21 protein-coding genes and 2 pseudogenes are annotated in these 26,041 nt (G+C 41.0%); 8 read left to right on the forward strand and 15 right to left on the reverse strand.

Annotated elements, in window-relative coordinates:
* Nucleotides 1-334: 334 nt before the first annotated feature.
* From AB685_RS17140 to bla, 8 genes are all read right to left on the reverse strand, one after another.
* Nucleotides 335-1,189, reverse strand: a complete 855-nt coding sequence (locus AB685_RS17140) for a sugar phosphate isomerase/epimerase (protein ID WP_047971827.1) — start codon at nt 1,187-1,189, stop codon at nt 335-337.
* On the reverse strand, nt 1,186-2,178 hold the full coding sequence (locus tag AB685_RS17145) for a DUF6005 family protein (protein ID WP_047971828.1): 993 nt from the start codon (nt 2,176-2,178) through the stop codon (nt 1,186-1,188). The genes AB685_RS17140 and AB685_RS17145 overlap by 4 nt, the downstream gene beginning before the upstream one ends.
* Complete coding sequence (asbD, locus tag AB685_RS17150; RefSeq protein WP_047971829.1) at nt 2,175-2,459, reverse strand: petrobactin biosynthesis protein AsbD; 285 nt, start codon at nt 2,457-2,459, stop codon at nt 2,175-2,177. Before asbD ends, AB685_RS17145 begins: the two co-directional genes overlap by 4 nt.
* Nucleotides 2,456-3,691 (reverse strand): AMP-binding protein, encoded by a 1,236-nt coding sequence (locus AB685_RS17155; protein WP_047971830.1) that lies wholly within the window; start codon nt 3,689-3,691, stop codon nt 2,456-2,458. The genes asbD and AB685_RS17155 overlap by 4 nt, the downstream gene beginning before the upstream one ends.
* Before the next feature lie 245 nt (nt 3,692-3,936).
* Complete coding sequence (locus AB685_RS17160; RefSeq protein WP_047971831.1) at nt 3,937-5,673, reverse strand: IucA/IucC family protein; 1,737 nt, start codon at nt 5,671-5,673, stop codon at nt 3,937-3,939.
* The gene (locus tag AB685_RS17165) at nt 5,645-7,471 is read right to left on the reverse strand and encodes an IucA/IucC family protein (protein WP_047971832.1); all 1,827 of its coding nucleotides are present in this window, start codon (nt 7,469-7,471) and stop codon (nt 5,645-5,647) included. The genes AB685_RS17160 and AB685_RS17165 overlap by 29 nt, the downstream gene beginning before the upstream one ends.
* 697 nt (nt 7,472-8,168) lie before the next feature.
* Complete coding sequence (locus tag AB685_RS17175; RefSeq protein ID WP_047971834.1) at nt 8,169-9,716, reverse strand: AraC family transcriptional regulator; 1,548 nt, start codon at nt 9,714-9,716, stop codon at nt 8,169-8,171.
* Nucleotides 9,717-9,914: 198 nt separating this feature from the next.
* The gene (bla, locus tag AB685_RS17180) at nt 9,915-10,808 is read right to left on the reverse strand and encodes a class A beta-lactamase (protein WP_047971835.1); all 894 of its coding nucleotides are present in this window, start codon (nt 10,806-10,808) and stop codon (nt 9,915-9,917) included.
* Between the two features lie 173 nt (nt 10,809-10,981).
* Here bla and AB685_RS17185 point away from each other — a divergent pair, with 173 nt between their 5' ends.
* The 5 genes from AB685_RS17185 to AB685_RS17200 all read left to right on the forward strand — a co-directional run bounded on the left by AB685_RS17185 (nt 10,982) and on the right by AB685_RS17200 (nt 15,110).
* The gene (locus tag AB685_RS17185) at nt 10,982-12,748 is read left to right on the forward strand and encodes a BlaR1 family beta-lactam sensor/signal transducer (protein ID WP_241773332.1); all 1,767 of its coding nucleotides are present in this window, start codon (nt 10,982-10,984) and stop codon (nt 12,746-12,748) included.
* 38 nt (nt 12,749-12,786) lie between these two features.
* Nucleotides 12,787-13,161 (forward strand): penicillinase repressor BlaI, encoded by a 375-nt coding sequence (gene blaI / locus AB685_RS17190; RefSeq protein WP_047971837.1) that lies wholly within the window; start codon nt 12,787-12,789, stop codon nt 13,159-13,161.
* A gap of 382 nt (nt 13,162-13,543) precedes the next feature.
* Nucleotides 13,544-13,666, forward strand: a complete 123-nt coding sequence (locus AB685_RS32400) for a hypothetical protein (protein ID WP_277814295.1) — start codon at nt 13,544-13,546, stop codon at nt 13,664-13,666.
* Nucleotides 13,667-13,797: 131 nt separating this feature from the next.
* Complete coding sequence (locus tag AB685_RS17195; protein WP_047971838.1) at nt 13,798-14,025, forward strand: hypothetical protein; 228 nt, start codon at nt 13,798-13,800, stop codon at nt 14,023-14,025.
* Between the two features lie 71 nt (nt 14,026-14,096).
* On the forward strand, nt 14,097-15,110 hold the full coding sequence (locus AB685_RS17200; RefSeq protein WP_047971839.1) for a DUF3231 family protein: 1,014 nt from the start codon (nt 14,097-14,099) through the stop codon (nt 15,108-15,110).
* 247 nt (nt 15,111-15,357) lie between these two features.
* Here the strand turns inward: AB685_RS17200 and AB685_RS17205 are convergent, their stop codons facing one another.
* Nucleotides 15,358-15,903: a GrpB family protein gene (locus tag AB685_RS17205; protein WP_047971840.1), complete on the reverse strand. Its 546-nt coding sequence runs from the start codon at nt 15,901-15,903 to the stop codon at nt 15,358-15,360.
* Between the two features lie 383 nt (nt 15,904-16,286).
* Here AB685_RS17205 and AB685_RS17210 point away from each other — a divergent pair, with 383 nt between their 5' ends.
* Both AB685_RS17210 and AB685_RS31370 read left to right on the forward strand, forming a co-directional pair.
* Entirely contained in the window at nt 16,287-17,306 is a 1,020-nt protein-coding gene (locus tag AB685_RS17210) for a DUF3231 family protein (protein WP_047971841.1), read from the forward strand.
* Between the two features lie 136 nt (nt 17,307-17,442).
* On the forward strand, nt 17,443-17,589 hold the full coding sequence (locus AB685_RS31370; RefSeq protein WP_157860735.1) for a hypothetical protein: 147 nt from the start codon (nt 17,443-17,445) through the stop codon (nt 17,587-17,589).
* A 96-nt stretch (nt 17,590-17,685) separates the two neighbouring features.
* On the opposite strand, the pseudogene AB685_RS30955 reads toward AB685_RS31370, so the two are convergent.
* The 3 genes and pseudogenes from AB685_RS30955 to AB685_RS29810 all read right to left on the reverse strand — a co-directional run.
* Nucleotides 17,686-17,790: pseudogene (locus AB685_RS30955) on the reverse strand (N-6 DNA methylase); the annotation flags it as partial.
* A gap of 131 nt (nt 17,791-17,921) precedes the next feature.
* Entirely contained in the window at nt 17,922-18,899 is a 978-nt protein-coding gene (locus AB685_RS17220) for a LacI family DNA-binding transcriptional regulator (protein WP_047971843.1), read from the reverse strand.
* Between the two features lie 32 nt (nt 18,900-18,931).
* Complete coding sequence (locus tag AB685_RS29810) at nt 18,932-19,228, reverse strand: hypothetical protein (RefSeq protein ID WP_128755893.1); 297 nt, start codon at nt 19,226-19,228, stop codon at nt 18,932-18,934.
* A 375-nt stretch (nt 19,229-19,603) separates the two neighbouring features.
* On the opposite strand from AB685_RS29810, the pseudogene AB685_RS30445 reads away from it, so the two are divergent.
* Nucleotides 19,604-20,225: pseudogene (locus AB685_RS30445) on the forward strand (transposase); the annotation flags it as partial.
* A 147-nt stretch (nt 20,226-20,372) separates the two neighbouring features.
* On the opposite strand, the gene AB685_RS17235 reads toward AB685_RS30445, so the two are convergent.
* The 3 genes from AB685_RS17235 to AB685_RS17245 form a co-directional block, all read right to left on the reverse strand.
* Nucleotides 20,373-24,113 carry a GH32 C-terminal domain-containing protein gene (locus tag AB685_RS17235; protein ID WP_241773333.1) on the reverse strand — a complete coding sequence of 1,247 codons (3,741 nt, stop codon included), beginning with the start codon at nt 24,111-24,113 and terminating at the stop codon, nt 20,373-20,375.
* Nucleotides 24,114-24,560: 447 nt separating this feature from the next.
* Nucleotides 24,561-25,439: a phosphotransferase gene (locus tag AB685_RS17240; protein ID WP_241773339.1), complete on the reverse strand. Its 879-nt coding sequence runs from the start codon at nt 25,437-25,439 to the stop codon at nt 24,561-24,563.
* 82 nt (nt 25,440-25,521) lie between these two features.
* A complete protein-coding gene (locus AB685_RS17245) occupies nt 25,522-25,974 on the reverse strand; it encodes a VOC family protein (protein WP_047971845.1) in 453 nt (150 codons plus the stop codon).
* Nucleotides 25,975-26,041 lie beyond the last annotated feature (67 nt).

The following is a 26,041-nucleotide window of genomic DNA, read 5'->3' on the forward strand; positions in this document are numbered from 1 at the left end:
CCCACTGTTTATTTGGAGAAAAATACATAAAAAACCACTCCCTGACTTGTAGTACATAGTAAGGGAGTGAATCGTTTCATAATGTGTATTCGAGTTTTCTGGGACGAGTCATTACGGGTGCTTCCTAATTTCTGTCTAGTTCTCCAAGGTACTTCTATACTAACTCTTCCAACTTCTTCTCATTACTCCTAGAAAGTTCTTTTCTTCCCATGATGTTAAGTACAGCAATAACAGAGTTTACCCCTTGATTTTCCCTTCCATAATTAACCAAGTCGTTTTTCCATTTAATGCTGATAAACTTTCGCTCTACATTTATCCATTCTTTCTAAGTTTTTCACAATTGAGGTATATGGCTAAGCGGACGGGTCGGCGAGCCTGTCCCCTCAACTCTCCTCACTTCCTTACTATCCCTACTAAGAACATCTTTCACATTCCCTCCAAACCACTCAAGGGATGCTTCTATTTCCATCATGTCGGCAGCTTCTCTTAGAAACAGGCGGTAGTCCACGGCACCCTCAAACAAGGAGACCATTCCTTCCCTGCTGCCGGCTGCTGCATAGACGTTTGTAGGAGCGAACACGCCAAGTTGGGTGCGTGATTCGATGTTTTTAAAATGAAAATGGGAAATGTATGGCCGCAGTTGCTTGAGAGCGTACACAGGGTCGACGCCTGATTCCCAAATATGAAGCACATCGAAGTTGACCCGGAGTGCCGGATGATCTGTTTCTTCGATAAGCTGAAGCGTGGAAGACGGATTGTCTGTTAGCGTATTTGGATGTGTCTCTACAAGGAGTTGCATTCCTTCTGCTTCCGCCATTTTGCAGAGCATCTTCATACGGGAAACAAGCTCGATTCGCTCTAATCTCGTGATATCCGCACTGCCTTTGTTTCCTGCAAAAGTCCGTATTTTATTTGTTCCCCAACGATGTGCCAGCGAGCATAACTTATTCATTTCGTCTATTAATACTGGGAGAGGCGCATCCAATAGCAAATAATCACTAAGCATGCTCGTTTCCAACCCGTAGGAGCTTAGCCACTCACTTCCATAATGGATATCTTCCGCTAAGTTTTTGGCATGGACCCCCCATAGTTCAATGCCTTGGAACCCGTTTGTTTGGGCCCAATGGGCAATCTGGTCAATGGACTGTAGGTGGTGCCGAAATGAGATGGTGCAGAGAGAGAGTTTCATAGAATTGCCTCCTTCATATTCATATGTTGTTGGGGTTGTTCCTGTTTTAACCAGGCCTCAAAGCTTTCCTGCAAACCTCTCTTAATTTTGAATTCTAGGAGATTCTGTTCCTCAAGTTTTGCAGTGATTTCATCTTTTAAAAGCATATTTCCAGTCATGGCAAGCTTCATGGCTCGGTATTGGATGGCCGTATAGCCTTTTACAAGCCTTTCGATATCATCGCACCAGGCTTCAAAGCTGTCCTCGTCATACCGAAGCGCTTTCCAGAAAAACGCAAAGGCGTGTTCATAGGCGTATTTCCGAATGGCGAGTACCGGCAGCTCCCTTAAAGCGAGCGTCAACGCTGACAGTGGATACTTTTCATCTCCGGCACTGTGGAGGTCGATGATTTTGCCAATGGCCTCTGTCATCGGGTTGCTGCTATGCTTGATGCATGTGTTGAAATAAGCCTCCACCGTTTCTGCAGATGGCACAATAAGGGTCGATGCATCAAAGAAATAGCCGCCTTTTGCAGAAGGGTCCTCGATGGCTGCGAGAATTCGATCTTTCGGAAGCACCCCTTCCCAGCGAAAGTCCGGATCATACATCATCCATTCTTCTTCGTTCTCTGTCTTTTCGAGCATCACATAATGTGGAAAGGGGCTTTGATGAAATTTATTTTCCCGTTCTGGCAGCTTCGACAAGTCCAACATGACCATTACATATTGATCAGATGTCTTATGTTCAAGCAGTCTCAGCATTTCCTCTATGTTTTCCTGTTTGCTTTTCTGTTCGTTATACCATCTATGTAGCTTGATGCCATACAGCATTTCATACCACTGGTGGAAAAAATCATGGTCGATCCGCTCGGAGTGATAGGTCAGGACTCCATTCTCCAATACATCGAAATCAGCATCCCATACCCCAAAATAATAGGGTCTGTGATCGGCTCCTTCTTTCTTTTTCACCGCCTCACATACGCAGCTTACAAAGCAATGGACTTTAATCATTGGATCCCCCCCTTTGCGGTGGCTGGCTTCTGCTGGTGTAAAAGAAAATCCACCAAGCTACCCACTGTCCGAAAATCTTTTGACACAAGCATTTCATCCGGGATCTCAAAGCCAAGATCCACTTCCAAATGAAGAATCATCTGCAGGATCATGATAGAATCCATATACAAATCTTCATTTAAACGGGCATCTTCATGAAAAGCCACCAATGCCGTCGCAGGTAGCTTTATATGGTGCTGCAGAACATCGTGAATGATTTGCACTATTTCTTGCCTTGTCATGTAAGCACCCCTTCGCCAAGCTTTTTTCGGCTGATTTTGCCGTTCGGTAGCTTCTCAATTGCTTCCACCTGAATAAATTCCATCGGTACTTGATAGGGAGCTAGATAATCTCTGCACCATTCCCGTAACTCTTGTTCCTCCACCGGACCCGAGCAGACATACTGTGCGCATACTCTTTCCCCTGAAAGCGGATGGATCTTTTTATACACAACCGCCTCTTGGATTCTCGGTTCTGCCATTAGAACGTCCTCCACCTCTTGCGGATAAACGTTCAAACCAGCTACATTGATGGTGTCATCCATCCTTGCCAAAAAGGACAGGACTCCGTTTTCCATATAACCAAGATCTTTTGTATGGATGATTTTCTCCGCATCATCGATGATAATTTCACCAGGAGTGTCCACGCTTCCGGCCTCCACCTTGAGATGTGGAAGTGGATGGCCCATTTCACAACTTTCGCTCACATCCGGCTGTATTGCCACACAACCAGCTTCCGAGCAGCCATATTGTTGAAGCACGCGGTTGGAAACCCTCTTTAATGCTGCAAGCCAAGCAGAAGGCATGAGTGTACCTGATGTCATTACCGCATCTAGTCGCTGATCATCACGGATTAGGCTTGTTAAGGTATATAGCAGGGCAGGCGCTCCATAGAGAATATGTTTATGATGCTCTTTCAGTTTTTTGAGCACATACTTTGGATTCATGTTTGTCAGAATGACCGGTTCCGCACCGCGTCTAATGCTGGCAAATACCCCGCAAATCAGGCCATAGGAATGAGTGACCGGGCAGGCAACGATAGAAGTCGTATCCTGCTCAAGCGACAATACCGAAACATAGCTTTCAACCTCGTTCTCGATCGAATCCCACGTACGTTCAATGCATTTAGGTGCTCCTGTTGTACCAGAGCTCATTTGCACCAACACACCTTCCCTGGCGTTTTGTTGATCTGACAGGTGGAGTGGGCAGGCGATATTTTCAAAAAGCAAGAAATGGCTTCCCGCGGACTTCGCCATTCGGATTGCCCCTTCTTTAGGGACCGAAGGATGGATCGGCACGATGGATCCCCCTTTTTTTCGCACAAATAAGCACAGTGCCAGCCATTGTAATACATCCGGCATACAAACTGCTAATCTTCTATTCCGGCAATCTCTTAAGTAGGGGATATTTTCAAATTCCGTATATTGTTTTTCCAAATCATTCAGTGTATAGTACTTTTCATTTACAAAAAACATCTCAATTCTCCTTTTAGCTAGGCTCTTTTCTCAAGGCTCTTTTCTCAAAGATTGTTGCTATTCGCTTGCAAAAAGTCGGCAATTGGACTTTTTACCGTGTATCTACTTTCAAAATATCATGCAATCTCTCCGAATAACCAAGAAAAGAGCACGACAGCAACCGTTATTACGGTCATTGTAAAAATACGAAATAGCAACAAAGTTTACGAAAACAGCCTTTCTCAAAGACGAAAAAGCAACAAAATTTACGAAAACAACCTTTGGCTATCTGCTAAAGAATTTGTGACAAGATGGCGTAACCCGCCAGTATCTTCACTTTGGGTCTTTCTTTTCAGAAGCGACTCGGCATAAACGGTTGGCGCGGTATGCTGAAGCAAGTTATTCCGGGATAACAACTCCGGATGGCAACTCATGTGCCCAGCTATTGCTTCACGGACAATCTCCCAGAACTTCTCTTCGCTGTATCCGTACTGCTCCTCGAGCGCAAAGGACAGTTCGCTTAAATGAAAAACAAACAACGTATCCATCACAAGCTCTCTCAAGCCTTCTACAGAAGACATCCAATAATACTCGTCAGGTTCGCCATTATTAAACTGTTCATGGATCCTTGAAAAATCCGGGACTCTGCTCGGCTCTTTCAAAAAGGCATGATGATACTCTGTGCTGTCGTGAAAATCTCTTAAGGCAACCCGGGTCGGCCAGCCGTTTTTATGCAAAAGAATCATATTCTGCGCATGGGCCTCCACGGCAATCCCATGGGAGACAAGCAAATGCCAGACTGGAACCACACTGACTGCGATCAATCTCTTTAGCCATTTTCCAGTTCCGTAGCGCGTCAGCCACTCATCAAGAAACGGCATGCCGTCCCGCTCCATTAGTGGCAACACCGTAAAAGGCACAGCCTCCTCGTCCTCATCCATATAAAGCCGTACACTTTCTCGCCATATGGCTCCAATCTTGGTCTGTGTATCTTCTTCATTAGGTTGATAGGCAACCCCTGCATATTCCTTGAGGATAATTAAGGAAGCCCCTTCCTTTAGATACCGGTCACTTTCCACCGTATCCGCGATCCATTTGGAGATAGGAGGGGCAGCACAAATGGCGTGAGAGTCCAAGGTTCTTAGCGATGAGGTATTCACCATGTTCATTGATAGTTTTATATGAGCTTTCTCAGGGTTTGACACATTCCATAGCGTTCGGACGGACTGTGTTGCCCGGTAAGAATCGCCTGTTGTTTTTAAAAGAACGATTTCTCCTTTGTCCAGCTCATCCTTTGCATATTTCACCTGCCAGGGATGGATTGGGAGAAAGGTGTATTTATCTAAGCTTTTGCCACACGCTTGCAGCTCAGCCAACATATGATCGAATACGGCAGGTCCGAGCTCCTTTTCCCAGAAGCTCTTCTCATCCTCTAGGAGTGCAATCTTGCTGTGCTCCCGTTTGACAGCCGCCCATTGTAATGTAAAAGACTGCCTTGCTTCAGGGCCAAACACAGCATGATCTTCTAGCGTAAATCCCGTTCTTGCCTTAAAGCATGGATGATACGGATGACCTTCCCATATCTCCGATTCCAGTTCCTCGTAGGAGAATCCTCGCCTAGAAAGGGCCGGCATGAGATTCGCTTCATTCCACTGCACCAGCAGAACTGTTTGCTCAAGCTCACGAATAAGCAAGTTCCTTTTCTCCGGATCTGATACGAGGTCTTCGGCGAGTTCCTCAATCCAGGTTTCCGCGCTAGAGCCATCAAGGTGCAAGGTATATATGCTTTCCTCTTCTATTCGCACACGATCAAACGCAGTGATTTTCCCCTCGCAGCAGTAGGTCCGTCCTATTCCGAAAATAGTAAAGGTTACTAGAGGGTCTTCTAGCCGGGCAGATGTTTTTTCCACATCCATCAATCCTTCAAAAAGTATCGCCTCGATCAGCTGTCTGACTACCCGTTTTTCCACCTTCCTAGACGGCAGCGGTTGCAGCTTCTGCATACTTCTCCTCCTCCTTCACAAGATAAAAAGGATTTGGCAAATGCGTGTAAACCGCTTGTTCATTTTTCGCCATCAGCTCATCCACGTCATGAAAACGGGTTAACAGATTGGCTTTATAGGACAGTTTCTCCGAATGGAGGATATGACGGATAAATGCTTTCCCCCCTCCAGTCAACTCACCTTCAAGAAGAAAAAGCTTTTGCCTGCACCACTCTAGCAAACTATCTTCACTAATGAGACCTTCCTGCCCAAACCGGCAGATCACAGAAAAGAGCTGATTCATAAAAAGGTAGTACGTAAACCTTTCCTGAATGAGCGTATCCTCATAAAAAAGCTCCGGACATTCTTCCAAGGAGGGAAGCAGCCCGCATAAAGCGTCCCGGTAGGAGTTTGATAGATAATACCCCTGATTATCACGGTAGTAATACGCTTCCGGATAGCCGGATGTAAGGTCGAGGACACTATTCTGCTGATGGGCCTCAAGTGCAATTCCGTGTTCATCATATAAACGGATAAGAGGCTCAATTGAACATCTCCAATACTTCTCGAACCAATCCATGCTTACTTCCTCTTGTTTACGCCCCTCCGATTGTGCCAATCTTTCCATAGTACGCTGCAGCCTTGAGCGCTCTTGTGGCAAGGAATCCTGCACCAATGCCGCGATAGTGCTAATTCCTCGGTCATTTCCTTCAGGGAATGGATTGGATCGAATAATGACCTCGAATCCAGATTCTTTTTCTCCCGGTAATTTTGCAGTAATATAGGCAGGATCTTCAATCATCTGGAATCTCGGGTATTTTTCCGTAAAGCTCAGTTTATCCATCAACTTCGCCATCGCGGTACCAGCCCTTAGCTCATGGAGTCGATTCGTTCGTAACGAATTCGTGATTTTTATCGGAACAGAAAATTTGTACATCCACTCTTCTTCAGGATTGTAAACGGTTCTGATGGAAGAGGTGGCTGAATAATATGCACCCATTGGCCCAAGATCCTTAATAAGATTCTTTTCCATTGCCTCTTTGACATGATTCTGCTGAAGCAGCCATTGAGCCTGAAGAGGGTGGATTGGAATGAGGCAAGCATGTTGGGGAACAGTCAGATGCGGCAGCCACTTTGTTAAGGATTGGAGAATCATGTCGCTGGCACTTTTCAAGTTATTGGACCTTTCTCTCACCATATCCCGGTCTATTTGAAAATAGTGCAGCTGAAAACGTCCCTTCAACTCCGGGGCATAGCTTGGATGCTGCCAGCCAGCCATTCCCTGTCTGCTTTTCGGTGTAGGGTGAAGCCAGTGGCCAAACAACAGCGATTGCTCTGCTTCCAAGAAAGTACAATCTTCCGAGTAAAGGCTCTTTTCATCATCCATTCTAGCTTCAATGTATGTCGCCATCGTCTGATAGCTCTCAATCAACCTGAGCACCAGCTCATCATAATGGGATGCAAGCTCGTGGCAGCCATTTGATGTGGCCATAAGGTGCAGTTCATGAATAAGGGCGATCATCATCGGCAGTCTATCTTGGTGAACCCATTCCCGACTTTGGTCACAATATTTAAGAGAACAGCCGATCACATGCCTTCCCGTTCGTGATTGGTACATCACTTCTACTGCAAACTTGGCAGACTGCCCTGGAAGCTCCATCTCTACTACCGACTCACCTGAAAGCGTTATGGATGGATGCTGCTCCTGCATCCATTCCTTTCTTTTCATCCAATGTCCGCAGTCTACTTCTTTTAAATAACTATTTATAAAAGCTTGAAACGTTGCATTCTCTGCAATTTGTTTGGCTGAATGATGCATAATTCCATCCTTTCACCGAGTCTTTAGACCTAGTAATTGATAACCATTCTCACTAGCGGTTAAAAAAATTTGACGTGATTTATTATAGTTTTTTTGTTGTTCAATCGGATTATGAAATTCATTCTCAATGATAATCATTATCAACCAAAGTGAACATGGACAATTATAACTTCCTTCATGGACAAAATGACATTTAGATAAGAAAAAACCCGGGCAAACCCACCCGGTCCTTTAATGCTAAATATTGAATTAGCCTCCGCTGTTCCTTTCCGCAAATGGCTGCGCTTATCCTAAGGGCGACCTTGAGCCTCCTCACAAAGTTTGAGGGGTCTCAAGATTGTCGCTCCCCCCCGTAGGACAAGGAAGGCTACGGCAGCGATACATCGCACGCAGAAAATGCTCGCATTTTCAAGGAGTCTCCGCCATTTGCTCCAATCCACAGCTAGAAATCAGTCATCTCATTAAGATAGTTTTGGTTATCCTTTCGGAGAATGAAACCACCTTGTTGATTGGAGTGGAAGGCGCGCAGACTCCCGCGGGAGGAAGGGACAGGGAAGACCCCGCAGGGCGTAGCCCGAGGAGGCTTCCGGACCGCCCGCAGGAAAGCGAAGCGCCTGGAACGGAAATCAACAAAGTTATATACTTATTTTTCAAGAAAAACAACTGTAAGTCTCCCAGCTGCTAATCTCCAAAACTCTTAAGCTTTCAGTTTGGCTTTGAACATGCTTGAGGAGAACTCCTCTAGCATCCTTTTCCTCCCTAACGGCCCCCACGGATCCCACTCATGACTTTCAGGATAATAGACTTTTCCTGTTTGGACAGCTCGAATCTTATTCCATTCCGGAGTATGAGCCGTTCTCCAGACATCCCTTTCATGGCTCCATAAAATGAGAAGCTTGTCAGGGTTTAATGCCGCTATGTCCTGCAAACTCACAATCCGGTAGCCTTCCTCGTGCAGAGCAGGATGCGGCTGGAATCCCAGGCCTTGAAAAAGCAGATCAAGTAAGGCATGATTTCCCTGCCCGTAAAGGCGAATTTCTTCCGAGCGAATCCAAATAACTGCCCAATTTCCCTTATTTGTTAACGGACACAGCTCATCTCGCACTTTGCATTCCAGACAGTGAATGTCTTTGTCTATCCATTCGGCCCTGCTTTCACTGCCTACCATCGAAGCAATTTGATACAGATACTGGCGCCAGTCTTGTTGCAATGGCATATGATGGACCTGTTCCTGCTGTGAGAGCAGCACGTTTTGGAGCTGATGATTATGTAAAGGTGTTTTGATGATGCGATCGGGCTGGCTCAAAAGAATATCTTCCGGCTGAAACGGTTTTTCAGCGTTTAGCAGCCTGGTTCCTTCTAGCTCTTGTTGAAGATAGCTTGGCACCCCTCTACTTGCAGGATACAAGGTTGGATAGGATGGAGCTGCAACAGGCTGGACTCCAAGTGAAAGTAGATGATCCTGCAAAAACAGTTGGCTGACAACAGCAATCCTTTCCTTGACTCTTTTCATGAAAAAGGATGGTGGCAAGCCTTCTTTGCTTTTAAAAAGACGGCTGAAATAAAATTCATCCTGGAGCCCAATTTGGAGTGCCACTTCCTTGGCAGTGATTCCTTTCTTTTGGAGCATCAGTTGTTTAGCGGCCTTCATTCTTTCCGCATTCAAGAATTCCTTCGGTGTCATTCCGGTTCTTTTACGAAAAGCTCTCGAAAACGTAACAGGACTCATATTCATTTTAGAAGCAAGCTCTGCCACGGTGAATGGCGTGGACAGGTTGTTGCGGAGCAGTTCTGCCGCTTCTTCCATTCTGTCGACTTCCGCCTCGTCTGTCAGAACAGACAGCAGTTCCCAGAGCAGGGACTGAAATCGGCACCTTGCCGATATGGTTTTTCCTTTATTCCATTTCCGCAATTCTTCCCACAAAGCCATCATTTTTACAGGTGCCTGTTCCGCAAGCAGACCTGATAGGAATCCAGAGATTATGTCTCCTTCTTTTGGCCATGAAAGCATATACACCGATAAAAGGTCAGAAGCAGCTGATGTGAGTTCGCTAGCATCCATAAGAAAGTAGCTTTTGCCCTCCTCTGCCCTTATCACCTGTTCCCCGCTGACAATAATGCCACTACCTGATGAAACATAAAGTATATAGTAATGCTCGCGCTCTTCATTAATGGCTTCAGATTGGCCCTCACGCAAGTTAAATCTAGCAGTCTTATAAAAATCAATTGGTTGGTCGTTCAGCATATAAGAATGTTACTCCCTTCATTCCTCCCTAACATTATAAATGAAAACGATTATCATTTTCAAGAGGGTTGAGGGAAGAGAGTCGAGGGGACAGGCACGCCGACCCACAATTAGGATAGATAACACTAGGAAAGTATTGCAACCTTCTGATCTTCTAATCGATTTGTTGAAATTTCTCCACTACCAAGTTTAACTGCTTTATTTTTTCTCTAGCTGTTTCAACGCTTCATCTGTAGCTTTGGCAATTAGTGCATCATCATACTCTGCGTCTGCTTCATCGCGACTGGAGAGTACAGCGAGGATGATAGGTGCACCTTTTGGCGGCCAGATGACAGCAATATCGTTGCGTGTTCCATAGGAGCCTGCACCGGTTTTGTCCCCTACTATCCATCCTTCGGGAACTCCTGCACGGATTAAGGCATCACCTGTTGTGTTGTTTTTTAACCAGTCAATCAAGAGATTCTGCTTCTCCGGAGGGAGTGCATCACCAAGTGTGAATGCCTGCAGGCTTTCTGCGAGCGCCTTAGGAGTGCTTGTATCCCTTGTTTCACCTGGCTTTACATTGTTCAAGTCCGGTTCAATTCGTTCGGGTTCTGTCGTATTGTCACCTATTTCTCGAAGAACTTCTTTGAAGCCTTCTGGCCCTCCGATTGCATTAAAGATAAGATTCCCTGCAGTATTATCACTGTAACGAATGGAGGCATCACTCAGTTCCTTCAAGGTCATCCCTTTACCCAAGTGCTTCTCAGTAATGGGATTATAATTGACAAGGTCTCCTTCTGTGTAAGTAATTAATTCCTCAAGATCTTCAATAGATTTCTTATGAAGTAGAGCACCTACTGCCAAAGCTTTGTGAGTAGATGCATAAATAAATCGTTCGTCTGCCCGGTAGGATACCGATTTATTCGATCCTGTATCGAGGGCATACACACCAATTCTGGCATCATATTCCTTCTCTAAATCCTTGAATTCGGCCACATCCGGCTCCTCTTTCTGTGGCTGCGTCTCGCTCTGACTATTTGAACAACCGACAAGAAGGAAAGTACCTAGTGCCAATGTACCAACAGCTACTTTTATTTGTGAAAAAGTCATATCTACACTCCTCATTTCATTTTTTTGATGGAATTCTCCTTGAGCTCAAAGGAAGATTACATTTGTAATCATATACTACAATTGTAATCAATTAAAGTCAATTTCTTTTTTAAAATTCAAAATGTATAATAATATAAAGCCTGCCAAGAAGAATTTTTATAAGGAGGGAACAGATGATGCTATTGCTTCAAATGCTCATGACATTTGGAATATCGACACTCACCATTGCCGCAATTTTTCTTGTCAGGAAGTTTCAACTGTCTGCCACTTGGCGCTATAACCTTTGGTTTCTGCTTCTCGCTGCGTTGACGCTGCCATTTATGCCAAAGAGTTGGTTTCCATTTGAAGAACAAGCTGACATCGCGGCCAAAAGCTTCTTCACCACCGATTCTTCCGATAAGTCTCAAATAAGAAGCTTGATGGACGGTAATTGGATGCAGGACTTTGGCACGTCGGTAAATATGTTCGATTATACACATCTTAATACAGTATTCTATGTGATATGGATTGGCGGAATCTTCACTTTCTCTTTTTTCCTACTTCTTTCGTACCTGAAACTGAACCGTCTTTCAGCGACTGCCAGAAAGGTAAGGAGCAAAGAAGTTAATTTCCTCTTCAAAGAGTGTAAGGAAGAGCTTGGAATAAAGAAGCGGGTTGCTCTCTTGGAGACATCCTATGCCTCTTCGCCGATGACGTTTGGTTTCTTTAGGCCAACGATTCTGTTGCCGAAAGGAATGGATATTCACCTCTCCCCAAACGAAGTGAAATATGTTCTTCTTCATGAACTTCAGCACGAAAAGAGTCTCCATACGAAGGCCAATTATTTCTTCCTTATCTATCAAATCATGTACTGGTTCAATCCGTTCGTCTGGATAGCTTTTCGGGAGATGCGGCTTGACCGGGAGCTGGCATGTGATTATGCAGTCCTTAAAACTCTCGACCCAGTCTCTTATAAAGAATATGGCCATACCATTCTTCATTTCATAGAGCAAAAGCAACATATGAGCTTTTTCTCCCTGACGAGCAAGCTGTCCGGGTCAAAAAAACATATTAAGAGGCGGATCATAAATATCACATCGTTCCAGAAAGATACCAGTGCCAGAATCATTAAGAGCATCTCCCTCTTTATTGCCATGGCGATCTTGCTCCTGACCCAACTTCCGTTCTTCACGGTTGCATCCGCTGTAGAGGAGCGTATTGACGTGAAGGATCGACCGGTTCTCTATGAGGATTTAAGCACTTATTTTACCGGAATCGAAGGGAGCTTCGTTCTATTCAGCTTGAAGGACGAACGATACCACATTTACAATAAGGAGAAGAGTTTGATTAGGGTGTCGCCTGACTCTACGTATAAAATATACAGCGCTCTAATAGGTCTTGAGGAAAGAACTATTACTCCAAGTGATTCAGGCATGAAGTGGAATGGCAAACAGAATGAATATCAAGAGTGGAATAGGGATCAAACTCTGGAGACAGCCATGAAGCACTCTGTGAACTGGTACTTCCAAGGCCTTGACCGAAAAATAGGTAAAGAAACTCTGGCTACGTACCTAAAACGGCTGAATTACGGGAACGAGAACCTTTCAGGCGGTGTCGGCAATTACTGGCTTGAGTCATCCTTGAAGATCTCGCCGTTGGAACAAGTTGAATTGCTGCGCAGCCTCTATACAAATGAGCATCATTTCGAACCTGTGCACATCGAAACGGTAAAATCAGCGCTCACACTTGAAAAGAAGGGAGATACGACATTGTATGGTAAGACTGGTACCGGCATCGTTAACGACCAGACAGTGAACGGTTGGTTCATCGGGTTTGTTGAAACAAATGAGGATACCTGGTTTTTTGCTACGAACATCCAAGATAATGACACTGCCAACGGCAGTAAAGCTGCTAAAATCACCCTGTCGATATTAGAGAACAAAGGATTGTATTTGGATTAACTGCCCGAATGGGCGTCATCTGCTAAGGAGGTATCAAAATGTCGAAGGAAATGCCAAGCATCACCGAAGCAGAATGGGAAGTGATGAAAGTCCTCTGGAAGGAGTCCCCACTGCCAGCGAATAAGGTCTGCACCGCCATTCAGGCGCATGAAGATTGGAACCCAAAAACAATCCGCACCCTCCTTGACCGACTCACCAAAAAGAAAGTCGTCGCAGTCAACAAAGAACAGCGCGTCTACACATTCACACCGCTCTACTCTGAACATGAATGCCAACGTGCCGAAACCCAATCCTTCATCGACCGCATTTATGGAGGAACAACCAAATCCCTGCTAGTCCAATTTATTGAAGACGAAACTTTATCGAAAGAAGAACTCAAAGAACTAAGGGAAATACTTGATAAGAAAATCTAATAGTACAAGGAAAGGCGGAGAGGTCCTTGTGCTTCCAGGGGAAACTGTAACCGTCCCGTTCCATTTAAAAGGCGACATCTGCGAGTAAGATGTCGCTTTTTGCTAGTTACAAATCGGTTAAATAGGTAATTAGTAACTGTCCCGCAATCAAAAGTGTAGATAGCTAAAGGAGGGCCCTTTTGCATAACGTTATATAGCAGGATTTTGGACAAATTAAGTCAAAGAAATTAAAGGGACATGTTCAAAATTTTTAGCATTTTCATACATTTTTTAAATAGTTGCATTGTTAATGAAATATATTCCATTTATAAGTCTGAATATTTACTGGCTTGAAAATTCATACTAAAAACGGGAAAAATTTTACCACTATTAGGAGGTCTATATGAGAAAGAACAATCAACAACCTAAAGATACAGGAAAGTTAACCAATTTCCATTACGCTACAGATAAAGACAAAAGAACACTTGACGGGCAGTCTACTGAAAATAAAGAAAATAAAAGATAGTGTCAGTTAAGAGTCATCCATTTAATAAAAAATTGGATTTATCAACAAGTACACCTACTTGAACCTAGTCATTTATATTCAATTGAACGCATACTCCAGTTTATAATTCTTTAGGTGGAGACGTAGCAGTAATGAAGAATGTCAGCCGCAGGGGTTATTATGCATGGCTTCAAGGTGAAGAGAAACGGCATGTCGTTAAAGATGTTGTGGAATTGTACGAAATATTGAAAATGAACTCATACTTAGTTCTAGCTTCGGCCTTTAGTTTCTATTCCGCTGAACGGTTTTTAGTAGTGGACGACCAGTTCTTGCTTTGCCTCTTCTTTCCGATTGAAAACCAACTTCACCAAACTTTTTAAAAATCAGTTCATGTCCTGTAACTAATGGTTCAACAACTTCTAAATTTTGCTCTATATTGGAGGATGAATGAATGAAGATTGATGGAAGTATAATTCGATTGACTTCAGCTGAGATAACTCAACTATGGAATATTTATCTGAATGATAGCGGGAATATTTGTCATTTAGAACACGAATTGCATAATGCTGAAGATGAACAAATAAAACCTGTGCTTCAACATGCTTTAGCCATATCAAAATCACATATCAAAAAAGTAACAGAACTATTTAATAAAGAAGGTTACCCTGTTCCACACGGTTTTAAATTAGACGAAGATGTACATACTACCTCTCCTAGATTATTTTCTGATGTTTATTCGTTAATTGCTATTAACCAATTAGGAAAAATTGGGTTGAAATCATATAGTATGGCATTATCTGTTGCTGTGAGAGAAGATGTTTATACTTTTTTTAGTGACTGTTTACGTGAGTCAGATGATATTATTAAGAAATCCAACGATCTATTGTTATCAAAGGGATTATATATCAAATCACCGTATCTTCCTATCCCTGAAAACTTCGATTTTGTGGAGAAGAAAAGTTTTCTTGCAGGGTATTTTGGGAAAAAAAGACCATTAACTGGAACTGAAATTACGAACCTTTACACTAATTTCCAAAGAAATGCACTAGGGTCCGCCACTATGATTGGGTATAGTCAGGTTGCAGTTAACAATGATGTAACTGAATTTATTTTAAGAGGTAAAGAAATTGCACAAAAGCATTGCGAGATATTTGGATCTTATTTAAACGAAAATGACCTTCCTAGTCCTATGACATGGGATACAGAAGTTACAGATTCAACCACATACACATTTTCTGACAGAAAGATGATGTTTTATTGTACAGCCTTAACTGCAATGAGTGTTGGTTATTACGGAGCTAGTATATCAATGAGTCCTAGAAGAGATATTGGGATCATGTACAGCAGACTTATAGGAGAAATCTTAAAATATGCAGATGATGGGGCTAAAATAATGATTAAATATGGGTGGTTAGAAGAGCCACCACGGGCACTTGACCGTAATGAAATAGCAAAGAAAAAATAAGGAATTATAATAAATCGGAGTAAAGAAATGGTCAATCGTCAATCAAAACAAAAGTGAGAAGTCGCCTCATACAGCGAATATTACAGCTCCTGAGATTGGTTACATCATTTTAGATGCCTTACGATAAACTTATTCATATTCCTGTTCCATACCTTTTTTTAACATGAAGCATGACAGCTCAATTATGTATCGTTGAAAAATTCAGGTCCGTACCTTAAAGAATCGCAGCAATTAATTTGGTTCATAATTACAATTTAAGAACTGAATTAATAAATTCTGACTTAGCTTTAGTGAATAACTCACGATCACTACTATATTTTTTCACTAAATTTTTTTTAAGGGAAGCATACTCATTTACTAGGTTCCGATTAGATTGTAACCGGTCTCGAAACAGTAGCTGGTTATCCCATCGTACATCCCCCTCAAGTAAAAGGTGTAGATGTACTTCTCGCTTGTTGTTAATTACTTTCACCAAAAACCTTTGCCACGAACGTTGATCTAAATCGGGATGTACATAATGCCAATTGTAATCAATCAACAATGAAGCTATGTCTTCTACCGTTTCGAATGAATCAATTTTGGCCATTAAATCGATGATTGGTTTCGCTGGTAAATTCGGAATAGATGTACTTCCATAATGTTGAATTTCAGTTATACCAAAAGGAGAAAGAATCTCTAGAAGTAACGCTTTTTCATGCTCACCTTTTTTGATCCATCTTGGATTCGGTTCCACAATGTCTATTGTCTCGGTAGCCCAAACAGGCCATGTGTTTTTATCATGTATATTTTTCATCTTACTCACCCCCCCAATAGATTTTAGTTATCAAAATCAACAAACTCTACAAATACGACCTTTATAATTAATCATGTGCTGAAATTTTCCGTTATGTGACCTATGTAGTACTCTATTCTCCATACACACCTTTTCTCCTTCCCAACAAAATCGTCCAAAAGAGGCCGTAGCCAAGTAGCATTTCCTCTTTAGAATTGAAACTTTAGCTATTAAAAAATGTGAAATATATATAGATCTTTAGTTTTGTTTGATAACGCCTTAAATACAGCGATTCAGTTTGCCGAATACCTTAAAACAGAAATAGCGTTATTAGCACAAACATACATGAGGAGGAGAATTTGGGGAAATAATACTTATAATATATTTCACTCGGAGGGTTTATAATGGAGAATGGAAAACAGATAAGGATTACATCAATGGAAATTAATCAACTCTGGGCACAATATTTGAATGATAGCGGAAGCATGTGTATTCTTACATATTTTTTAGAAAAGGCTGAAGATGCAGAGATTAAGCCTGTTATTGAATTCGCTTTAGGACTCTCAAAAAAACATATAGAAAAACTGACTTCAATTTTTACTGAGGAAAAACATGCAATCCCTCATGGTTTTAGAGTAGACGAAGATGTCGATTTAAAGGCTCCTAGATTATATTCCGACAATTTTGCATTAAATTTTATTCATCAAATGTCCATGGTTGGGCTTACAACTTACGCAGCAAGTTTATCAGGGTCCACCAGATCTGACATAACAGATTTCTATATGGAGTGCCTGTCTGAAACCATGCAATTATTTAAAAAGTCGAAAGACCTGCTTTTGTCAAAAGGTCTTTATATAAGGTCTCCGTATTTGCCAAATTTGGAAAAAGCAGATTTTGTGAAAAAGCAGCGTTTTGTATGGGATATTATTGGTGAAAAAAGACCATTAATAGCATCTGAAATTTCCAATATATTTGCAAATCTTCAAAGAAATACTTTAGGAGCAGCGACTTTAGCAGGATTTTGCCAGGTTGCTCAGGATAAACAAGTAAAACAATTCTTTGTCAAAGGAATTGAAATTTCCAAAAAGCACATTAAATTATTCGGGAAAAAATTTGAAGAAAGTTACCTTTCAGTTCCTACGACTTGGGCAACAGAAATCACGAATAGCACTGTTTATACTTTTTCGGATAAACTAATGATGTTCTTTACAACATCCTTAATCGGGTTGAGTATTGGGTATTATGGAACAGCTATTGCTCAAAGTCCCAGAGTGGATATAGGCATTATGTATAGCAGATTGATGGTAGAAATCCAGCTATATTCTGAGGATGGTGCCAACATCATGATAAATAATAAATGGTTAGAACAGCCTCCAATAGCATCAGACAGAGATGAGCTAGCCAAAGCTAATCTAAATAGCTGATCTTTTGGTTGCAGGAGCGGCTTTTAATATTTGAAATTGCAAACGGTGTTGGAATTAAACTTGCAACGACAATAATTAATTCGGTATATAACTGAAAACTCAGAATAAAGTCGTTAAAAAGGGGGGTGCTGCAGGCATGATTCAACAGAACGGCGAACCTCTTGATAATACGTATGTCGTATCAGTCCTAAACGGGAAAGCAACGGACAAACTTCATCGATTAGTAAAATCCGGATATAGGTTGAGAATAAAACCGAGCCAAAAAGCAAAAAGAACTTATTAATAATTAGTTAGCCTATATACAACCACTAAATATTTCTTGCTCGATATATTAATACTGAACTTTAGTTTAGAGCTTCGGTTCACGGATGGTATCACCTTTGACACCTTCTTCCGGTTTAATCAATTTCACGATCAACTCTACCACTTTGGAAGGGGTATAGAATTCCCCTCCCTTTTTCCCATCGTCAGCTGCGCGTCTTTTCTTTGTACTTTGTGGCTTTGCTGGTTGTAGGAAAAATACTAGATAGTGTATTTTTATTCTCCAAAAAACTCCCCCCCTCATATAAATCAAACTCCAAGTCAACCGTTGAAATAAAAACGCTGAATAAAAATTTAAGTTGTTTGATTTTCCAATAATTTAACAGGTAATATGGTTTCCAACTCAACGGTTGCTTCCGGATCATCAACTAATTTCAAAAGGGTACTCACCGTGCTCTGCGCCAAGCTTTCAATGGGTTGCCTAATAGTTGTTAGATTAGGTTGAATGTTCATGAGTGTTTTTGTGCCATCATACCCAACAACCTTCAATTCCTCAGGAACCTTTATCCCTTTTTCCCTAGCTACATTTAAACAAGAAACACCAATCATATCATCACTTGCAAAAATGCCATCTACTTGAGGGACCTCTGAGAATATCTTTCGTATGAGTTCTATAGCTTGCTGCCCATTAAATACATCTTGAATTTCATATGTAATGGGGTTTGTTATAATATCCTCGTAGGCTTTTCGCCTTAACTGTGTAGGCGTCTCAAGCTGAGAAGGACCATTGATATGTACAATATTCTTACAACCTTTATCGATCAAATGCTCGACAGCCATTTTCCCACCTTTATAATTATCCGAAGAGATGACTGGAACTGTTGGTGATAGATACCTGTCAATGGCCACAACAGGAATATTTTGACGTTGGTACGTACTAACTCCCCGGTTGTGGGAACAAACTATTATTCCATCGACCTGGTGACGTATTAACATTTCCGAGTAAGATTCTTCTTTTTCTGGATTATTTAAACTGTTACACAAAATCACTTTATAGCCTAAATCAGCTAAAATATTTTCAACATGAAAGGTCAATTCTCCAAAGAAAGGATTACTTATAGTAGGTACAATTAATCCAATAAAGCGTGTCTTTTTCTTATAAAGCGACCGTGCCAGATCATTCGGATAGTAATGTAATTCTTCCATCGCTTCTTTTACTTTTTTTCTCGTACATTCACTTATGTACCCGCGATTATTAATCACTCTTGAAACCGTTGTTCGCGTTACTCCTGCTACTTTTGCAACATCGTCTAATTTTACCCTTTTCATCATCTATTCTCCTCACGTCTACACCCTATTAATTACTAATTTATATTTAGATAATAGCTAAATTCAGTAGTTTGCATTTCTTTTGGTAGCGATTTCAAAGCCGTCCACATGGCAACATAGCCAGACAAACTAATGCCAATTACAGGAATGAGCACTGGAATATGTGTACAGATGTACGATAACACCGCCAAGCCTAGGAGCATCATGATCGTTCGTATCGGCCCGCCTACTGCTAATATTAAAGCATTTCTCAGGTACTGAAAATCCTTCTGGTCAAAATGAACAAATAAAGGAAAGACGTACAATAATGTAATGAAGTAGACTACGCTCATAACAACCGTTATATTAACCAAAGCGCTTTGGAATTGATTGTGAGGAATAAGCTGAACAACTTGAAAATACACGTACAACAACAAACCAAATATACCAGCGTGACATACCCATTATTATTGGCCTCCTCCTCTAGGATGAATATCTTTGCTGCAAAGAAACTGTGGGAGAACCTTCAATCCAGATAAATCAGTCACAGTCCCTTCATTTTTTTAAAACGTTTTGTTTTACATATTTTAAAGCTTGGATTGGAGGAACTCAAGGTAATAGATAGAAAATGGGAAGTCTCTAACCGAGGCCACTGAAAAAGTCCCTAATTCTCAAAATAGCGTATCTTTCTTGTAAAAAGGAGGTACTACATATAAGTGAGGGATTGGATGCTTGACCATCACTTATCAATGAGTGTAAGTCAATATGAAGGGTTATATGACATTGTTGTACCCCAAGATCATCTTTTACGAAAGATCAATAAACTTGTGGATTTTAGCTTTGTCTATGATGAATTAAAGAATAAATATTGTCATACGAATGGTCGAAATGCCATCCATCCCATCCCCCATTCGTATATTTAAATATTTCCTTACACCTTATCCGATGTGGACCTTATTGAAAGAACCAAGGTGGATATGTCATTTAAGTTCTTCTTAAAAATGGCACCTGAAGATGATGTAATTGATCCAAGTTTGATGGCCTACTTTCGACGAAAACGCTTAAAGGATCAAGACTTATTAGACTTATTGATTATGAAAACCGTTCAAAACAAAATCGTACTCCGTCAGTATAAAATCAGAAGAACACACGAAACAAATCGAATTTCAAAATAGTGAGCGATTTAAGAAGAGAGCAAAAGAACGGTACAAGATCGAAGCGAAAAATAGTGAACTGAAGCATAGACACGGATATGAGGTCGCCTCATCTTCGGGTCTCGAAGGCATGCGCATACAAGGAGCCATGGCCATATTCACCACAAACCTAAAACGAAATAGAATGAGGGAAACCTCCTTTTCACTTAAAAAAAGCCCGTTTGGAAAAAATTCATACCAAACGGGCCTTTTTTATTTAACTTTCTTTGAGAGGCGATAGTTCTTCAGTGGCCTCCTCTAATCACTTCCCATTTTGTTTAACAAGCCACACAGGAATCCTGGCTTAATACGATGGTAGCCACTGTTGGCGTGAGTTGGCTGGATCATATGGTTGAATCGTGATCTTCCCTTCTTCTGATAGTGTTAATGCCTCCTCATTAAACACAGATAAGATGGTTAAGGTTTTGTTATCGTTTTCTTTAATGATCCACTTTTGGTTATCATAACCGAGATAATCATATAATTGAATTTTCTTCTGGGCTGCATCAAAATCAATAGCTTTACCTGCTTCCGTTCTTATAGAATACGAGCTATGATCATCACCGGTAGGTATAAGAGTCCACATTGTCTTCTCTTCGTCAGCAGTGACTGGTATTCCATTTTGTGATGAAGTTACATAAAGTGATTGACCTGTTTTTTGATTTGAAAAGGTCGTTTCTTGTAAGGCAGCTTCAGAAACGTTACTGATCTTTACATTTTGATAAGTAGCTTTGCCCCCAAATACGTTTAAACCAAAATGTCCTTCTGCAAAGGTTCCATCTTTTAAATCCATAACTTTTTTCCCATCTACTTCAATTTGTATATGGGGACCTTTAGCTACTATTCTCACAGTATAGGTTTTCCCGGGCTGTATGAATGCTGGAACGTTACCGATGACCATCCGTTCTTCAAAGCTTCCATTTATTTTATAAAAAAGACGGAAAGCGTTCATATTAGGATCTAGATTAAAATAATAACCACTTCTACCGTCTTCACTTGCACGAAAAAGAATGGATCCGGCACCTCCCGTTTCATGAAGTGTCATCTCTGCTTCATAAACAAAGTCACCACCAGTATCCTCAGCCATATAATTGGAATCACCGGTATGTAACCCGCGAATTCCTTCTTCAGTGGCAATCCACTTGACTTTATCAAGATCTGACTTCCAACCACTAAGATTAGTCTTAAAATCCCCCTCAAATACATTCACTTCAAAGCTTTTGGACACCTTGTTATTTGGCGTGGAAACTGTAACGGTTGCTTTCCCAGCACCAGAAGCTTCGATTAAAAATTTGTTGTTAGTGAAAGATCGAAGACTCACAATATCCGAATCCGATGATTTCCATTTAAGTTTTTTCGATCCTTTTCCATTAAAACCTGTCGTTGCCACATTAACAGCAAGCGTATCCCCAATATTCATTTCTTTTTCACGTGTATCGAGCACAATCTGAGCTCCATCATCATTATTTCGATCCCAAATATCCTCGAAAGAGTGTACTTTCAAAGAAATAATTTGAACATTGTCACCTTCAGTATAGAAGCTAACTCCTCTGCTTGTGGGATCCGGAAAAATGAGATCTGAAAAAACAATTTCTCCATTATTTGCAAAAACCTCAATAGACCCGTTATCCACCAAGATATTCAATTTAATCCGCTGATTTTTCGGTTGTAAAGCTGTCGAATGAATTGTTGTAAATTTATTCGAAAAATCCGTCCTGCCTGATTCGGAGCGGTCAACAAATATTTGCTCTTCCGATTTATTATATCCAATTACCGTTTTTTCTTCTGCACCTTCCCGAACTTGAAAACCAAACTCTGTTACATCACTGCCAGAGGGGATTTCTATTTCTGCTTCTATTTGATAGGAAGCTTCGTTTACTTTACTTAATAAATTGGGAGCGTTGTCTGGAGATACAAGTTTATTATTCACTTCAAAAACGGATTTTCGAATTGTGTTTAGTTCTTCAATTGGAGATTGTGCAAGCCTAACGCCTTGATCTGTTGAGGTTAGCCGTAATTCTCTCGGAATAGTTAATTGACCATTCCATCCTTCTGTAGGGAATGAAAAGGGATAGTCCCAATTTGTCATCCACGCCATTGCAACACGACGATTATCCGGCATATTTGCAAAAGACATAGATGCATAGAATTCCTTCCCGTAATCTGTTTTTAGTACCTCTCCAGGTAGATTGTCATTGATAAATTGGCCGTCAGGGGTTAATTCTCCAATAAAATATTCGGCATCCGATCCCTCTGTGTTCGGATTTGCCCCTGTACTGAGCATGAGAACCCACTTCTTCTCTCCTGTACCTCCGACTTCCAACTGAAATAAGTCAGGGCATTCCCATACTCCACCACGAATATAATCTCCATACCCAAAGTTCTGGGTATGCTCCCACTGTATAAGGTCATGAGAGGTGAAAAATCTAATATGATCTCCTCCCGAAACAACCATCACCCAGCGATCATTTGCTTCATCACGTACCACTTTTGGATCACGAAAATCCCATCCACCTGGATCCTCCTCATTACTTCCAGGATTATCTATAACAATAGGATGCTCTTTTGAATATTCCCACGTACGACCTTTATCTTTACTATAAGCAAGTCCTATTCGTTGATTTCCATTATCAGCATCTGGATTAAAAGAAGTATAGTAGGCAATCAATCCTTTTCCCCCTGAATCTGAAAAAAGCCCGGAATCATTATTCAAATCTGCCACAGCAGATCCAGACCATATATGTCCATAGTCATTCCAAGGCAAAGCGATAGGGAGATGTTTCCAATTAATGAGGTCCTCACTAACTGCATGCGCCCATTTTCCGCCATTTTGGTGAAATAGGTGGTATTCCCCTTCAAAATATACAAGACCATTTGGATCACTGACCGATCCTCGAGCTGGTGTATAATGATAATCGGGTCTGTAATTTTCTTTATAATAATTCTCCGCAGGTACTAAATAAATATCTTGAAAATACGCTACACCGTTTAAAACGGCTAACCCTGCCAAGCCATCCTTATAGCTACTGTCTGTTACTTCAACGGCAGGATCTGTGTAGCCATCTAAATATATTGTAATTTGCTCATCATTCACTATTAATTCCAGATGGTGTTTGGTATTAATCTGCGATTTAAAACTTCGACTTGATTCCCCAAGTATCGTACCATCTATTTTTTGTAACTGGACTACCACTTCATCTTCCTGCTTCTTAAGCAAAGCTTGATAACCCTCTGTCCCATCCTCATTCATGCGAAATGTAAAACCGGCCTCCGTTTGTTCTTCATCAAAGGAGACATTTCCTTCTAACACGAAATTGTTGGTTTGTGTGTCATACACTTTTTTAGCTATTTCATTCTGTGCAGCTATTCCTTTTAATCCCTTTATGTTTGGTTCCCAATTCCCTTTTTCAAATAGAGATTGCCCCAAACTCGTTTCAAGTTCACTCACTTTCACGTTTTGAAATAGTGCAGAACCATTCCACACATGAAGGCCAAGGTATCCGTAATCATAAAGCGATACATTGGAATCTATCACGGGGGTATATTGACCTTCCCAGTAGACTTTGATATTATCTTCCACTACTTTCACTTTTAAATGATAGATTCCCCCTTCTTGAATGTTTACATTTACTTCTTCTAGTAATCTACTTTGGTCCCGAGCATCACGCAGACGAATCAAACCTGCTTCCGGTACGATTTGAACCATATAGGAATCCCAGCCCTCTTCATTAGACCGGAGTAACAAAGTTACATCTGAAGATTGATCCAATATTTGAATATCAGATTCATATACAAAATTTTCTGATTGCACACTTGAAATCGCCATTACATTCTCATTAGTTTCAGAGGTAAGCTTTAATCCTTGTATAGTATCTTCGAGTGTACCTTTACCATAAATAACCCAATCGGTTAAATTTGTTGTAGCTTTCATGGCTGTAACCTCCTCATGCTCTGTTGCCATTACTTTATTGAAAATTAGTAAACTCATGATTAAACCGATTCCAATGAATAAAAACCAAATGCGAACGACATTTTCTTTTTTCATTACATGATTCAAAAACAAAACTCCTTTTCATATTAAATTTGATTGCTCCTCTTGCTTTACCTCAAATCAACTTCTTTTCACCACACATTTTCACTTAGACAAAGTAGTTCCACCACAACAAGTCAACTGGTTAACATATATGAAAGCAACTTATTACAAACCAATATATAGTAAGCGTTTTCATATGTCAACCGGTTGACATGAAAATCAATTATGGTAATTCCAGAATATACAACTGTCACTTTAGGAGTTATTTTGCACCTATTTTAAGCGCTATTTTGCACTATAAATAAATATAAAAAGCCCAATTTCTTAACATTAAAATTAAGAAATTGGACCTTTATCATTACTCCAGAATAGCGCCCTTTAACAGAAGAACATGCCTTACTAAATACTAAACTTCATTTTTGTCTCTATTAATAAAATGAAGTGAGAGCATCTACACCATCATAATTGATAAATCCCATGTTCTATTCGCTGGATACAATATTCGGCAAAATTGTAGTAATCAAAGTCATTGTGACTTTCTCCCTTAGTAAGACCGCTGTAAAACATCCCCCACGCAACCTCTCTAACCATCGCCACAAATTTCATGTCCTGAAAAATATGAAACATTTCCTCATCGAAATATCCGAAGTATAACTTCAACCACTCACGCTCATCTGTTTCACTGAACTGGTTTGTAAACGGTATAAGCGTCAATTCGAAAAATATATCTCCGACTCCCGACAATTCCCAATCAATAATTTGCAACTGTTGACCTGTATAGATCATATTGCATAAAAAGGAATCATTGTGACAGAATTTGTTATTATATTCTTTGTCATTATTCCGCTTATGCGCAATTTTCTCTACTCGATGCAAAATTCGGTTTAATCCATCAGGATGTTTTACTTGAAACTGATCTGCTCCTTTCAAATATCCATGAATTAAATCGTAAGGGGTACATGTTCTACTTTTACCTTTTATACGATGTATTCGTTTGAGGCGATCCATAATCATTCCTTTGATATTATCGGAGTTCAGGTCATTTTTCTCAAGCATTCGCCCTTCAAGAAATTCAGTCACTATAAATTGTTCCGGGTTATTACTGTGAATCACTTTAGGAGCAAACCCTTCGATGTTTGCCTTCTTCATCACTTCTACTTCAGAGCGACGTGTCAGGTTCAAATACTCATTTTGCCTGCTATTGATGCGAAGAACATATGAACTTTGTTTCGTTTGTACCTTATAGGTTTGGTTGCACAGCCCTCCTCTAAGATTTTCTAAACTTAAGAATTCATTGCTTAGCTCTGGTACTTGGCGAATAATTTCTTCAACTTTCATGCTCAACAGAATCCACCCCCATCGAATATTCAGTAGCTAATAATAGTAACCTGCGAGAGACATTGGTATAACCGTCACTTATTTATTTGTTACCGAGTTGTTCCGCCAAACCGATTAGAAGTCCTTCGGTTCCACGAATGTAGCAGAGCCGATACGAGTCCTCGTACTGAACCACTTCGCCAACGAGCTGAGCACCATACTTAGTGAGTCTGGATACCATTTCATCAATGTCTTCAACGGTGAACATGACGCGTAGATAACCGAGGGCGTTTACAGGAGCAGTCCGGTGATCTGATATAGTAGGTGGGGTGAGAAATCGCGAAAGTTCAAGTCGGCTGTGGCCATCTGGGGTAACCATCATAGCAATCTCTACGCACTGAGAACCCAATCCGGTTACGCGACCAGCCCATTCACCTTCGACAGTGGCTCGCCCTTCGAGGTTCAGGCCAATCTCCTCGAAGAAAGAGATTGCGTCATCAAGGGATTCTACAACGATGGCGACATTGTCCATTCTTAGTAATTTGTTATTTGCCATAGTTTTTTCTCCTTATGTATAAATATTAATTTTCTGATCATCTTCATAATTATTCTATTAAAAAGTT

It is taken from the genome of Bacillus sp. LL01 (assembly GCF_001037965.1).